This window comes from Lysobacter arenosi, assembly GCF_016613475.2.
Taxonomy (GTDB): domain Bacteria; phylum Pseudomonadota; class Gammaproteobacteria; order Xanthomonadales; family Xanthomonadaceae; genus Lysobacter_J; species Lysobacter_J arenosi.
In genome coordinates, this window is sequence record NZ_CP071517.1 from 181,504 (window position 1) to 195,086 (window position 13,583).

Sequence of the window (13,583 nt, forward strand, 5' to 3'; positions counted from 1 at the left end):
TGAAGGAAAAAAGATGGCACTGACCAAAGCTGAGATGGCCGAGCGCCTGTTCGACGAAGTCGGGCTGAACAAGCGCGAGGCCAAGGAATTCGTTGATTCCTTCTTCGACGCCCTTCGCGAGGCGCTGGAGCAGGGCCGCCAGGTGAAGCTGTCGGGTTTCGGCAACTTCGACCTGCGCCGCAAGAACCAGCGGCCGGGTCGCAACCCGAAGACCGGCGAGGAGATTCCGATCTCCGCGCGCACCGTGGTGACCTTCCGTCCCGGACAGAAGCTCAAGGAACGCGTGGAAGCGTATAGCGGCGTTGAACAGGCAGGAGTGAAGCATGCTTGATCCCGGCAGCAATCGTGAACTCCCGCCGATCCCGGCGAAGCGCTACTTCACCATCGGTGAAGTCAGTGAGCTGTGCGACGTCAAGCCGCACGTGCTGCGCTACTGGGAGACCGAGTTCCCGATGCTCAACCCGGTCAAGCGTCGCGGCAACCGCCGTTACTACCAGCGCCACGAGGTGCTGATGGTCCGGCAAATCCGCGGCCTGCTGTACGAACAGGGCTACACCATCGGCGGCGCCCGCCTGCGCCTGGAAGGCGAATCGGCCAAGGACGAGTCCGCGCTGAGCTCGCAGATCATCAAGCAGGTGCGGATGGAGCTGGAAGAGGTCCTCACGCTGCTGCGCCGCTGACGCGGCACCTCGTAGTGTTCATGGCCGGATGGATGGCCGGACACGGCAACAAGCGGCTATACTTGCCGCCCGCCGCAAGGCGGAGATCGCAATACACGTCGGGGCGTAGCGCAGCCTGGTAGCGCATCTGCCTGGGGGGCAGAGGGTCGTCGGTTCAAATCCGGCCGTCCCGACCATTGCATCAAGTACCTGCGTGACGTGGAACAGACGCGTCACGCCGAAGTCGACGACTACCTTCTCGGCTCATACCGCAAGACCAACGCCCCCGAGTCGAGCTGGCCCTCGCTCACGAGCTTCAGGTCGACAGGTTTCGGCATCCCCGCGAACAACGTCGGCCCGTGGCCGGCGAGCCTGGGATGCACCACGAACTCGTACTCGTCGATCAGGCCCAGTTCGGCCAATGCCCGCGGCAGCGTCACGCCTCCCACGAAAATCGCCTTGCCCGGTTCCCGCTTGAGCCGTTGCACGGCGTCGTGAAGGTCTCCGCGCAGCAGCTCCGCGTTCCAGTCGACCTGTTCGAGGGTTGTCGAAACGACATACTTCTTCGCCGCATGGATCGTCTGGGCGAACGGCATCACCCAGGGTTCCGCCCAGTCGGGCATCACGCCTGTCTCCGCCGGCTTCCGCCACGCTTCTTCCATCATCTGGTAGGTCACCCGGCCGAACAGGAGGGCGTCGGCCTCGGCGAGGTTGCTGGCGTGGTGACGATGCAGCTCTGCGTCCGCTTCGATCCCGCGATGGTCGCAGCACCCGTCCAGCGTGAGGTTGATGGAATACCGAAGTGGACGCATTGCGATTCTCCTGTGCTCAGGCCGGGGCGACCGGGTTCTCGGCTTGCCACTTGCTCCAGTAATGCAGCAGCAGAGCGATGCCGTCGTTTCGTTTGAACGAGCTTCGGGTCACCGGAATGGACTCTTCCCAGCGTGCCTGCGCCAAGTCCTGCAGAGTCGACGCCGTCGCGTTGCAGAAGCCCATGTGCCAGGTCTCGAACTGACGGTTCGCGACCGGCGCATTCATGAGTTCGCGGATGTCGGCGTGGCTCCGCGCCTGGCGGATTCGCTCATACGCGGCATCGACGTAGTCGGGCAGTCCTTCGAAGTACTGGAAGAACTGCTGGCCATTGAAGAACAGGACTCCCGTGACTCCCGACATTGCATTGAATCCGCGGGCGTCGAGCAACAGCCCGTCGATCTCGGCGGGCTGCAAAGTGCGCGTCGCGGTACTGACGTACGCGATGGCGCGCAAAGCGTTGTTCAAGTCGGTGGTCCGCATTGGATCGATCCGCACCCGAAACTGGGGCGCCCCGCGGCGAGACTAGGCGAGCCCTTGGCCGGCCGCAACCCGCGGCTGCTTCACGCCCAACAAAAAAGGGCCGCGCGCCTCGGTGGGAGGCTCGCGACCCTCCGGCGGATGGCATGCTTGGAGCAAGCCATCGTCGACCGATTCGGCTCGTACGGGAGATCGATGATCTGAACTACATGATCTGATCTACTCTCGTCACCGGATCGGCAGGGCAAGCATAGTGGCGCTGGCGAATTCCAGCGTGAGGAAATCGCCGAACCGGGAACACCTGGCCATAACAATTACTCACGGCGGCACATGCATCCCCGCGCAGAACACCTGATCAGCGAACTGCAGCTCGCCCCGCATCCGGAAGGTGGTTACTTCCGCCGCGTGTATGCATCGGAAACGAGCGTGGAAGCGGCCGGAACATCGCGGCCGGCACTGACCGCCATCCGCTTCCTGCTTGCCCGCGGGCAGGTCAGCCAATGGCACCGGATCGATGCGGACGAGTGCTGGCATTGGCAGGAGGGCGACGCGCTGGAGCTGCTGGAGTTCGACCCGGGCACCGCTGCGCTTACGACCACGCTCCTCGATCGCAGCGGGCAGGGCGCGCCGATGCATGTCGTCCCGGCCGGGCGCTGGCAGGCGGCGCGTCCGCTGGGCGAATACGCGCTCGTGGCATGCACGGTATCGCCAGGATTCGTCTGGGAAGGTTTCGAAATGCTGGATGGGAGCAGTGAAGTGGCCGCCGTGCTTTCGCGCTTGGGCAGCTACTACTTGGGATAGAGCAGGGTGAAGGTGAATCGCAGTCCCCAGTCGGCGCCATTGTCCGGCGCTTCCGCGTAGTAGCGGATTCCGCCCTGATAGCTCACCAGCTGGCTGCCGATCTTGCTGACCTTGCTGTAGCCCAGGTTGATGGGCACGGTCCACTGGCTTCCCTTCCAGTCATACGTCGACTCCAGGTTGGCTGAAAGCGTGCGGCCCTGGCCCAGTCCCTTCGCCAGGAACGGCTGCAGGAACGTGCTGCTGATATCGGCACGGTTGTCCTCGCCCGCGAACGACCAGACGTGGTTGACCAGTGCGCCGTAGGTCCACCCATCCTTGGTCTGCTTGAGGACGACGGCGGTAGGGCCAGCGCCCCATTTCTCGGCACCCAGCAATTCATCGGTGGCCGTCGGCAGATACAGGACCGGGCCGACGCCCCAGGTCCAGCCCGAGGCCGTCGGTTCCTTGGGAGAGAAGAACACGCTCTGCAGCGTGTCGCCGAGCCCGAACTGCGATCCCGAGCCGGGGAAGATGTTCTCCTGGTACGTGATCGGAACGATGGTTCGCGAGATCAGGTTCCAGTCTTCGTTGATGGACACCGGAATAACCGGCTGGACGTTGACGAAAGTCTTGCTGCCATCGTCGGTGGGTCCGATTCCATCGTCGTAGTTGAATTGCAGCGGCACGCTGATCAGGCTGGCGACGGGATTGGAAAGCTTTTTCGCCAGCTCATCCGCATCCTGTGCCAGCGCCGGCGAGGAGAACAGCAACGCCATTGGTGCGAAGCAGGCCATCCAGCGATTGATATCCATATGCACGCGCGCCTGGCCAGTTGACTGCATATGATCGATCCCGTTGTAGATTCGGCGTGAACGCCGTCGCCGGAACCAGCAAGGGCCGCCAGACGACAAGGCCGCCCGCCAGGGCCGGCGGCCTTGCGTTACGTCAGGGCGTCAACGACAGCGCATTCGCCGCGGTGATCAAGCCTTCGCCAGTGGCGTCCGCGCCCCAGCAGGTCTGCACCGGTGGGCCAGAAGGCTGCGTCAACAGCGCGCAACCGGCGGGCATCGGAAGTGCGGCTGTTTCGAGGATGTCCTCGACGTCGGCCTGCAGTAGGGTCGGGTTCTTCTGCAGCATCAGTGCCGCTATTCCTGCCACATGCGGCGAGGCCATCGACGTGCCACTGAGATAGAAGTACGACGTCTTGCCGCTCTGCGTCTGGTACGGACCGACGACCCACGAACCCGGGGCGACCACGTCCAGGTCCTGGCCGGCCAGTTCACGGCTGGAGAAGTCCGCGATGTGGAAATCGGAAACCGACGTCGGGTCGGCCACGTTGTCGGCATTCCACCAGTTGCCGGGATTGCCGTCAGCGCCAGGCTTCCATTGCCCGTTCCAGCCCGATGCGGCCACCGAGATCACCGGTGCATAGGCGCCGGGAAATCCCATGCCGGACTCGCCCTCATTGCCGCCCGAAGCGACGATGATCACGCCCTCGTCGATCGCGAAGTCGATGGCGGCCTTCTCGAGTGCATCCAGCTCCGAGCCGCCCAGGCTCATGTTGATTACCACGGGTGCGTTGCCCAATGCGCCGCTGGCCTTGAGGTCGGCCACGTACACGATGCCGGCGGCGACCACCGACGACCAGCCCGATCCGTTCTGATTCAAGACCTTTACCGGGATCACGGTCGCCAGCGGCGCCGTGCCGTTGATGGGCACCCCGTTGAGGCTGTAACCCAGGATGGTGCTGGTCACGTGGGTGCCGTGGGAGTTCTGGTCGTGTTCCCACTTGTTGGGAGGTTCGGAGATGCCGCCCTGTTCACCGCCTCCGCCGTTGAAGGCCTTGGCGAACTGGGCGGCGATGCGTTCTTGCGGGAAGTACTGGCGCCACGTGTCGAGCAGGCCCGTGTCGAGCACGGCGACATAGACACCGTTGCCGTCCTGCGCAATGGTGCGGCCTTGTCCGAGGTTGGTGACGTCGACGGCGTCCTGGTCCCAGGTGCTCAAGCCGGTGACGAAACTGGTGGCACTGACCGTATCCACCGGTGCGCCCTTGCGTTCGGCATCCGGGTTTGCGGACAACACGAAATCAAGCGCGCGAATCGCCGCCAGTTGGCTTTCGGTAGTCTTGAGGGTGACCGCATCGATCTCGGTCAGCACCTTGCGCACGTTGCCGTGGGCGCCAAGCTGCGCGAGGATCGCCGGTGAGGGGGCGGTATTGAGCAGCACGTTGACGCCAATCTGGCGCGAGCCGGGGGCTGCCTGGGCGGTGATTGGAAGCAGGCATGCCAGGGTGAGAACGCTCATGACACTCTTGACCACGGTGACCTCCTCAAATGACATTGGACGATCGCGGAACTGCCTTCCCGGTAGCAGCACCGTCCGGACGGCCTCGCGGCCGGCCGCTTCCCTATGTAATCCGGCTTCCCTGATCGATGTGACGGTGCCCCCGAGGCGTGGAAGATGCGCGCCCGTTCGTTCACGCTGCGTGAGCGGGACGATACGCCCCATGACGGTCCTGCCCCTGGTCCCGCCTTCGCGGGAATGAACGGGTGGAGGTTTGATTGGCCTCCGGGTTGCGGGCACGCTGGGGCTGAACTCGCCCGGCCAGCCGTGGTCCATGTCCGGGAATCGAGTCCCCCACAAGGAGTGGAAATGCGAACTGGCCTTGCCCCCGCAATGCTCGGATTGTCGATCGTCTTCGCCGCAGTGCCGGCATCGGCGCAGGCACCGCTGCCCCCGATCCGCGACATGGACACGCTCGTCGTCAGCGGCGTGCAGCCCGGTCCCGGCATGTGGAAGATCACGCGCGACGATCACACGCTCTATGTGCTCGGGACGCTGTCGCCGCTGCCCAAGCGCATGGAGTGGGAATCGCGCGATGTCGAGAACGTGATCGCCCAGGCGCAGGAAGTGATCCAGGCGCCGAGCGTGAGCATCGATGGAAAGCTCGGCATCTTCCAGCGCCTGTTGCTCGCGCCCAAGGCGCTGAGCGCGCGCAAGAATCCCGACGGCCAGACCCTGCAGCAGGTGGTGCCGGCCGACATGTACGCGCGCTGGCTGGTGCTCAAGCGCAAGTACATGGGGCGCGATGAAGGCGTCGAGCAGTGGCGGCCGATGATGGCGGCGCTGGAGCTATTTGACGAAGCGATGGACGACAGCGACCTCAAGCAGTACGGGATGGTTTCGCCGGTTGTCGAGAAGATGGCTCGTCGCCACAAGGTCCCGTTGACGACCACGCGCGTGACCATCGTCATCGAAGATCCGAAAGTTGCCTTGCAGGAATTCCGCGAGTCCAAGCTCGACGACGTCGATTGCTTCGGCAAGACGATGCAGCGGCTGGAGTCGGATCTGGAGATGATGCGCGAGCGTGCCAATGCCTGGGCGATCGGTGACATCGCGACGCTGAAGTCGCTGCCGTACACCGACCAGAACGAAGCCTGCATCAAGGCCGTCTCGCAAGCCGCGGTGCTGCGCAAGCGCGCCGGCGACATCGAGGCGAAGGTGCGTGAGCGCTGGCTGGACGCCGCCGAGCTGGCGTTGAAGAACAATCGCGTAAGCCTGGCGGTGCTGCCGATGCGCGAGTTGCTCAAGCCCGATGGCTACGCTGCGCAACTGCGCGCGCGCGGCTATTCCGTCGAGGAGCCAGGCGAACCTGCTACCGCCACTGCAGCACCGTAGGCTGCTGCACCAGGGCCCGCTCGACTGTCCGGATGGCGTCGGGCTTCGGGTTTACCAGGAAGCGCTGCGTGCTCAGCTCCAGCACAGGAAGATCGCACTGGTGGTCGGTATAGGCGATGGCCCAGGGTGGAGCGAACCCGAGCCTGGAGAGCATGGGCGGCTTGTTCGCTCCAAAGCAGTGCTCGTGGCGCACCATGCCCCCGAGCCAGGGCTTGAGCGACGAGCCCACCAGCGGCACATGCCCGTACCCGGCTCGTTCGAGCAGTTCGCGTGCCAATACTTCGAGGCAGCCGGTTGCGATGACCACGCGGTCACTCTGGTCCAGATGATGCTGGAGCTGCGCAAGTCCATCCGCAAGAAATACGGGAGGGCCGATAGCAAAGAGAGCATCGGTGTGTTCGCGCGCCAGTGCACGCAGATCGTCGTGCGACCTTCCCAAAGTGGCCACCCAGACGGCGTAGCGAACGGGCCATTTGCGTGTGCCGCGAATCAGGAGCAGCGGAGCGAGGGCGGGCAAGGGCAGCAGGACCAGGGCCAAGCGCCAGGCTTGTCGCTTCAGCAACCAGCGAAAGAAGCGGTCGGCTGTGTCCCAACGCGTCAGTGTCAGGTCGAAATCGAAAACGACGGTGGGCACCGGGTCGGTCATCCGCCTTGCGCCTGCGGCGGCGCCAGGGTCACGGAGTAAGCCACGGTCGTGATCTTCCAGCCCGCGCCGGTCCTGACCATCAGCCAGCATTCCTTGCCCCAGTTGGTGCGTTGCCATTGGACAGGAACGAATAGTCGAACGTGACGGCCGCCACTTCGCCGTCGGAATCGATCTTGATGTTCGAGAAGGTTTCTTCGCTGCGATTCTTGCTGGCGACGATGCCGTCGATGAAGGCGACGGGGTTGTTCTCCTTCTTGAATCTGGCCTTGATCGCCTCCGGGTGCTTGCCCTGGATCTGCGCGAGCGACTTGTCGTCGAGCACGCTCTGCCACGGGACATCCTGCTGGACGAAAAGGTCGAGGAAACGTTCCCGGTCCTTGTCGATAATCGAAGTGCGGAACGACTCGATCACGGCGAGGATGCCGGGGTCGCCTTCGGCCGCGAATGCCTGCGGGAACGCCAGGGCAAGCGCGAGCGATATCGCTGCAAGCGAGCGCGACTTCATGGCGACACGATTCCTGATTGGTCCTCGACCGGATCGCGCATGTTAGCGGCGATCCGGTTTCCTCTCTGACCCGATGCAGGCAGCCCGCGGTGCGAACCGGGGCTGGCGGGTATCAGAGCGAGGCGCTTTGCGGCTGCGGCTTGAGCAGCAACGGCCAGCGCTTGAGCACGGCAGCGCGGATGCCTGCGACATCCAGGCCGGCTTCGGCGAGCAGCTGCTCGCGGCTGGCGTGGTGCTGGTACTCGTCCGGCAGGCCCAGGTGCAGGATCGGCATGGCGATGCCTTCGGCTGCCAACAGTTCGGCCACGCCGGAACCGGCGCCGCCGGCGACGACGTTGTCCTCGAGCGTGACGAAGCCTTCGTGGCTGCGTGCAAGCTCCAGGATCAGCGCGCGATCGAGCGGCTTGACGAAGCGCATGTTGACCACGGTCAGGCCGAGTTCCTCGGCCGCCTTCTCCGCCGCCGGCACGATCGCGCCGAAGGCGAGCAGGGCAATGCGCGAACCCGGTCGACGCAGCTCGGCCTTGCCGATCGGCAGCGTGTCCAGGTTGGCCTGCACGGCCACGCCGGGGCCGGTGCCGCGCGGATAGCGGACCGCGGCCGGACCCTGGAAGTGGTAACCGGTGCTGAGCATCTGCCGGCACTCGTTCTCGTCCGACGGCGCCATCACCACCATGTTCGGCACGCAGCGCAGGTAACTCAGGTCGAGGTTGCCGGCATGGGTCGCGCCGTCGGGGCCGACCACGCCGCCGCGGTCGAGCGCGAACAGCACGTCCAGGTTCTGGATCGCGACGTCATGCACCAGCTGGTCGTAACCGCGTTGCAGGAACGTCGAGTAGATCGCCACCACCGGCTTGGCGCCTTCGCAGGCCATGCCGGCCGCAAGCGTGACCGCATGCTGCTCGGCGATGGCGACGTCGAAGTAACGCTGCGGGTATTCCTTGCTGAAGCGCACCAGGCCGGAACCTTCGCGCATCGCCGGAGTGATGCCGAGCAGCCTGGGTTCGGCGGCGGCCATGTCGCACAGCCACTCGCCGAAGACGTCGGTGTAGGTCGGCTTCTTCGCGCCGGGCTTGCTGACAAGACCGGTCGACGGATCGAACGGGCCGACCGCGTGGTAACCGATCTGGTCGCCTTCGGCCAGTTCGTAGCCCTTGCCCTTGGTGGTGATGATGTGGAGCAGCTGCGGACCCTTGAGGGTCTTGAGCACCTTCAGCGCCGACATCAACGCGGGCAGGTCGTGGCCGTCGATCGGGCCGGTGTAGTGGAAGCCCATTTCCTCGAACAGCGTGGACGGCACGAACATGCCCTTCCAGTGTTCTTCCCAGCGCTTGACGAACTTCGCCGCCGGCTTGTTCTTGTCGCCGAGCAGGCGCTTGCCACCTTCGCGGATGGCGTTGAGCGTGCGGCTGCCGGTGAGGCGGCCAAGCATCTGGGTCAGGCCGCCTACGTTCTCGGAGATCGACATCTGGTTGTCGTTGAGGATCACCAGCAGGTTCGGCTCCGGATCCATGCCGCCGCCGTGGTTGAGCGCCTCGAACGCCATGCCGGCGGTCATTGCGCCATCGCCGATCACCGCCACGACCTTGCGCTCGTCGCCCATCTGCTGCAGCGCGATTGCCATGCCCAATGCAGCCGAGATGCTGGTCGAGCTGTGGCCGACGCCGAAGGTGTCGTACTCGCTCTCCTCGCGCTTCGGGAACGGCGCCACGCCGTCCTTCTGCTTGACGGTGTGGATGATGTCGCGGCGACCGGTGAGGATCTTGTGCGGGTAGGTCTGGTGGCCGACGTCCCACACCAGTCGGTCCACCGGCGTCTCGAAGAGCCAGTGCAGGGCGACGGTGAGTTCGATCACGCCCAGGCCGGCGCCGAAGTGTCCGCCGACCAGGGCGACCTGTTCGATCAGGTACGCACGAAGCTCCTCGGCGATGGCCGGCAGCTCCTCTTCCGGGAACTGGCGCAGATCGGCGGGGACTTCGATCCGGGAAAGGCGGGGATAGCGCTGCGGGTCAATCATCACGACGTTATCAGACGGCAAGTTCGCCATTGTCCCGCCCCAGTCGAGGGCGGGCAAGGCGCAGCATTCAGTTTTCGTCGTGACGGGGCTGTCAGCGGCCGCGCAGGCGTCGCATCAGCCCTTAGCGGCCGCGCAGGCGGCCGAACAGGCCACTGCCGGACTTGCCGGCTTCCAGCGGCTCCGGCTCGCGCTCGACTTCGGCGAAACCGGTGGCCAGGTTGGCATTGATGAAATCGGCGACTTCGGCCACCGACACGCCGCTGGCTTCGGCGATCTCCGGGATCAGGGCCGGACCCTTCATCATCACCGTGGCGATGCGGAAGTGCTTGGGGTAGTCGCGCTCGGTCTGCGGCCACTTGACCATCTGGTAGCGGCGCTGCGGGTCGTGCTCGGGCGCCAGCGCGCCCTTGCCGGCGAGCAGGTTGCCGAACCACATCAGGCGCACCAGTGGCATCGCCGCGCCCAGGCGCGCGCTTTCGCTGTCCCAGGTGGCGGCGTCGACGGAAATGAAGTCCGCCGTGGAGAGCTTGCCTTCGAACAGCGCCGACAGCGGCTTCAGCGCGGCCGGGCCGTGGTAGACGCGCTGGTCCATGTCGATCAGCACGACTTCGTCGCCGCGAACGCGCATGCGGCCCTTCAGGCGGTCGTTGTCGAGCCAGTCGAGCAGGGTGTCCGCGCCCGACCTGGCCGGCTGTGCGGCGGGTGCCGGAGCAGGTGCGGCGACAGGCGCTGCGACGACGGCAGCCGGAGCGGCCTGAGGCGCCACTGCGGCGACGCTGGGGGCCGGAGCGGGTGCCGGTGTCGGCGCAGCCACCGGTGCCGGCGCGGGCGCAGCCACGGGCGCCGGAGCGGCCACTGCGGCGGGCGGCGCGGCTGCAGCCGGGGCCTCGTCGAACGAGACGCCGGCCTGCATGCCGATCTCGCGCAGCAGGGCGCCGACGCTGTTGGCATCGAACGGGTTGGCCAGGCGGAAGTCGGTCTGGCTGCGCTGGGAAGCGGTCAGGGCGATCACGCTCTTGCCGGCGGCGTGCAGCCGCAGCCAGCTCATCGGACCGTACATGCTGTCCATGTCGACGATGACATAGTCGGCCTGGGTGTCCGGCAACATCTGCCAGCGTTCGCCGAGGCGACCGTTGGCGGCCTGGAAGGCCGCCTGCAGGGCGGACTCCGTGGCCGGATCCATGCCCGTCAGACCTAGGGTCAGGCGCATCGTCGCTTCCGTTTGAATTGCAATGGTTCGCGAGTGTTGCGGACGCCCACAAACTCGTCAACGCGCGCTGCGCGTCGAAAGTGAGCGTTTTGTGTCAGGTGTGCATTTAGATTGTCGGAACGGGCGCGGCAAAGCGCGATACCCATCACGGTCCGGGTCGAGAGGAGAAGGGCTTCGGCCCCGGCAGGAGGCCTTGAAGGACGCAAGCCCCGCTCAGGCCTGCAGTCGCGCGTTCTTGGGCAGCTGGTTGCGCAGGAACGCCATCTGGTCGGCGAGGATGTTGCGGTTCGACAGGATCAGGTGCTCGACCCAGCTTGGCCGGTACGGTACGGCCAGCAGAGGCATGCTCGCCTGCTGCGGTGTGCGGTTGCCCTTGCGCGAGTTGCAGTGGAAGCAGGCAGCCACGACATTTTCCCAGATGTCGCGCCCGCCCTTCGACACCGGCATGACATGGTCGCGGGTCAAGTGCGGACGGCTGAAGTCGTGGCCGCAGTACATGCACAGATAGCCATCGCGCGCGAACAGCGCGGCGTTGGTCAGCGCCGGGGTCGGGTCGAGCGCGTGGGCACGGGCATGGCTGCGGGCGGCGACGATCGGATGCAGTTCGATGACGCTCTGCTCGCCGCTGAGCCGGTTGATGCCGCCGTGCACCTGCAGGCAAGGATCACCGAGTGTCCAGGCAACCGCGCCGCGTACGTACAGGCAGGTCGCATCCTGCCAGCTCATCCAGTCGAGGACCCGGCCGTGCGCATCAAGTGAGAGCAGTCGCACCGAGTTAAGCCGGTCGAGTGCCGGGCGCGGAGCGAAGGAGGGAGTGTCCGGACCCAGACTGGTTCCGGTTCTGACCAAACGAAGCGGTGCTCTATCGGTCTCCATTGGGAAACCAGCTTATACGCCTTTGTTTACATTTTGTGTACCCGCAGCGAATGACTGCGGCCGTGGCGGGCCGCAGTCGAGGTTCGCGAGGAGAGGTACAAACGGCGTCAGGCGATGGCGACGTCGAGTTCGGGCAGACCGGCCGAGCCGCTTTCGATCGCGGCCGCATGGGCCAGCGTGCGCGGCAGGATGCGGGCGAAGTAGAAGCGGGCGGTGGCGCGCTTGTCGTCCTTGAATGCCTGCGGCTGCGCCGATGCCTCGGCGGCGGCGACACTGCGCGCCCACCAGTAGGCCAGCACGACGTAGCCCGAGTACATCAGGTAATCGTAGGAGGCCGCACCGATCTCGTCCGGATTGGCAGCCGCACGCTTGCCGACCTGCATCGTGATCTGCTGCCACTGGGCCGCCTTCTCGCGCAGCGGAGCAATGAAATCGGCCAGCGCCGGATCATTGCCGTGCGCATCGCAGAACGCCGCGACCTGGCCCAGGAACACCTTCAGTCCCGCGCCCTGCATCTGCATGATCTTTCGACCCAGCAGGTCGAGCGCCTGGATGCCGGTGGTGCCCTCATACAGCGTGGTGATGCGGGCATCGCGCGCGAGCTGCTCCATGCCGTGCTCGGCGATGTAGCCGTGGCCACCGAAGCACTGCAGCGCGTGGTACGTGCACTCCACGCCCCACTCGGTCAGGCATGCCTTGACGATCGGCGTGACGAAACCGACGAGGTCATCGGCCAGCTTGCGTTCTGCGTGATCCGGAGCGTGGTGGGCGATGTCGACCTGCAGCGCGGCGTCGTAACCCATCATGCGGCCGCCTTCGACCAGCGCCTTGCAGGTCAGCAGCATGCGCCGCACGTCCGGGTGGACGATGATCGGGTCGGCCGGCTTGGCCGGGAACATCGGTCCCGCAGGCGCGCGCATCTGCAGGCGCTCGCGCGAATAGCGCAGCGCGTTCTGCAGGGCGCGGTCGGACAGACCCAGGCCTTGCAGGCCGACCGCGAGGCGGGCGGTGTTCATCATGGTGAACATCGCCGCCAGGCCTTTGTGCGGATGGCCGATCAGGTAGCCTTCGGCACCATCGAAGTTGAGCACGCAGGTAGCCGAGGCATGGATGCCCATCTTGTGTTCGAGGCTGCCGCAGCGCACCGCGTTGGCGTCGCCGACCTTGCCGTCGCGATCGACGCGACGCTTGGGCACGACGAACAGCGAGATGCCCTTGCTGCCGGCCGGTGCATCCGGCAGTCGCGCCAGCACCAGGTGGACGATGTTGTCGGTGAAGTCGTGCTCGCCGGCGGTGATGAAGATCTTGGTGCCGGTGATGGCGTAGCTGCCGTCGGCCTGCGGCTCGGCGCGCGTGCGCAACAGGCCCAGGTCGGTACCGCAATGCGGTTCGGTCAGGCACATGGTGCCGGTCCAGCGACCTTCGACCAGCGGCTTGAGGAAGGCCTCCTGTTGCCAGGCTTCGCCGTGGTGCAGCAGCGCCTCGGTGGCGCCGTGCGACAGCAGCGGGAAGTTGCCCCAGGCCAGGTTGGCCGCGTCGATCATTTCCTTCAGCGGCACACCGGCGGCATGCGGCATGCCCTGGCCGCCGAACTCCGCCGGCGAAGTCAGGCCCGACCAGCCGCCTTCGACAAACTGCGTGTAGGCCTGCTTGAAGCCCGGCGGCGTGGTGACCTTGCCGGTGGCCTGGTCGAGCTTGCAGCCTTCGCGATCGCCGACGCCATTGAGCGGCGCGAGCACGGTTTCGGTGAAGCGTGCGGCTTCATCGAGAACCGCATCGAGCACATCGCGCGTGGCGTCGGTGAAACCCATGCGCTGGAACTGCGCTTCTGCGCCGAGCACGTCGAACAGGACGAAGCGCATGTCGGCAAGGGGGGGCGTTGTAGCTGCTCATTGGAATCTCGTCAGTGAATGCATTGG

At 65.6% G+C, this 13,583-nt stretch carries 13 protein-coding genes, 1 tRNA gene and 1 pseudogene; 5 read left to right on the forward strand and 10 right to left on the reverse strand.

The window, feature by feature from the left end; genetic code table 11:
- Positions 1–13: 13 nt before the first annotated feature.
- The 3 genes from HIV01_RS00910 (at position 14) to HIV01_RS00920 (ending at position 856) form a co-directional block, all read left to right on the forward strand.
- Positions 14–331 (forward strand): integration host factor subunit alpha, encoded by a 318-nt coding sequence (locus HIV01_RS00910; protein WP_200604416.1) that lies wholly within the window; start codon positions 14–16, stop codon positions 329–331.
- The gene (locus tag HIV01_RS00915; RefSeq protein ID WP_158733140.1) at positions 324–680 is read left to right on the forward strand and encodes a MerR family transcriptional regulator; all 357 of its coding nucleotides are present in this window, start codon (positions 324–326) and stop codon (positions 678–680) included. Before HIV01_RS00910 ends, HIV01_RS00915 begins: the two co-directional genes overlap by 8 nt.
- A gap of 99 nt (positions 681–779) precedes the next feature.
- Positions 780–856 (forward strand) — tRNA-Pro (locus HIV01_RS00920).
- Between the two features lie 54 nt (positions 857–910).
- Here HIV01_RS00920 and HIV01_RS00925 read toward each other — a convergent pair.
- Both HIV01_RS00925 and HIV01_RS00930 read right to left on the reverse strand, forming a co-directional pair.
- The gene (locus HIV01_RS00925; RefSeq protein WP_207527039.1) at positions 911–1,471 is read right to left on the reverse strand and encodes a dihydrofolate reductase family protein; all 561 of its coding nucleotides are present in this window, start codon (positions 1,469–1,471) and stop codon (positions 911–913) included.
- A gap of 16 nt (positions 1,472–1,487) precedes the next feature.
- Positions 1,488–1,952 (reverse strand): BLUF domain-containing protein, encoded by a 465-nt coding sequence (locus HIV01_RS00930; protein ID WP_200604418.1) that lies wholly within the window; start codon positions 1,950–1,952, stop codon positions 1,488–1,490.
- Between the two features lie 327 nt (positions 1,953–2,279).
- On the opposite strand from HIV01_RS00930, the gene HIV01_RS00935 reads away from it, so the two are divergent.
- Positions 2,280–2,750, forward strand: a complete 471-nt coding sequence (locus HIV01_RS00935; protein WP_200604419.1) for a cupin domain-containing protein — start codon at positions 2,280–2,282, stop codon at positions 2,748–2,750.
- On the opposite strand, the gene HIV01_RS00940 is transcribed toward HIV01_RS00935, so the two are convergent.
- Together HIV01_RS00940 and HIV01_RS00945 are read right to left on the reverse strand one after the other, a co-directional pair.
- Positions 2,738–3,541, reverse strand: coding sequence for a transporter family protein (locus HIV01_RS00940; protein ID WP_245156881.1), 804 nt, complete (start codon positions 3,539–3,541; stop codon positions 2,738–2,740). The genes HIV01_RS00935 and HIV01_RS00940 overlap by 13 nt on opposite strands.
- 133 nt (positions 3,542–3,674) lie before the next feature.
- On the reverse strand, positions 3,675–5,240 hold the full coding sequence (locus HIV01_RS00945; protein WP_207527040.1) for a S8 family peptidase: 1,566 nt from the start codon (positions 5,238–5,240) through the stop codon (positions 3,675–3,677).
- Between the two features lie 144 nt (positions 5,241–5,384).
- Between HIV01_RS00945 and HIV01_RS00950 the strand changes: the two genes are divergently transcribed.
- Complete coding sequence (locus HIV01_RS00950; RefSeq protein ID WP_200604421.1) at positions 5,385–6,410, forward strand: TraB/GumN family protein; 1,026 nt, start codon at positions 5,385–5,387, stop codon at positions 6,408–6,410.
- Here HIV01_RS00950 and HIV01_RS00955 read toward each other — a convergent pair.
- The 6 genes and pseudogenes from HIV01_RS00955 to HIV01_RS00980 form a co-directional block, all read right to left on the reverse strand.
- Positions 6,388–7,056 (reverse strand): HAD family hydrolase, encoded by a 669-nt coding sequence (locus HIV01_RS00955; RefSeq protein ID WP_200604422.1) that lies wholly within the window; start codon positions 7,054–7,056, stop codon positions 6,388–6,390. The two genes, HIV01_RS00950 and HIV01_RS00955, sit on opposite strands and share 23 nt — an antisense overlap.
- Positions 7,057–7,135: 79 nt before the next feature.
- A complete protein-coding gene (locus HIV01_RS00960) occupies positions 7,136–7,561 on the reverse strand; it encodes a nuclear transport factor 2 family protein (RefSeq protein ID WP_245156882.1) in 426 nt (141 codons plus the stop codon).
- A gap of 112 nt (positions 7,562–7,673) precedes the next feature.
- On the reverse strand, positions 7,674–9,578 hold the full coding sequence (dxs, locus tag HIV01_RS00965) for a 1-deoxy-D-xylulose-5-phosphate synthase (protein ID WP_200604423.1): 1,905 nt from the start codon (positions 9,576–9,578) through the stop codon (positions 7,674–7,676).
- Between the two features lie 121 nt (positions 9,579–9,699).
- Positions 9,700–10,788 (reverse strand): hypothetical protein, encoded by a 1,089-nt coding sequence (locus tag HIV01_RS00970; RefSeq protein WP_200604424.1) that lies wholly within the window; start codon positions 10,786–10,788, stop codon positions 9,700–9,702.
- 213 nt (positions 10,789–11,001) lie between these two features.
- Positions 11,002–11,664 carry an HNH endonuclease gene (locus HIV01_RS00975; RefSeq protein WP_200604425.1) on the reverse strand — a complete coding sequence of 221 codons (663 nt, stop codon included), beginning with the start codon at positions 11,662–11,664 and terminating at the stop codon, positions 11,002–11,004.
- A gap of 107 nt (positions 11,665–11,771) precedes the next feature.
- Positions 11,772–13,557: pseudogene (locus HIV01_RS00980) on the reverse strand (acyl-CoA dehydrogenase C-terminal domain-containing protein).
- Positions 13,558–13,583 lie beyond the last annotated feature (26 nt).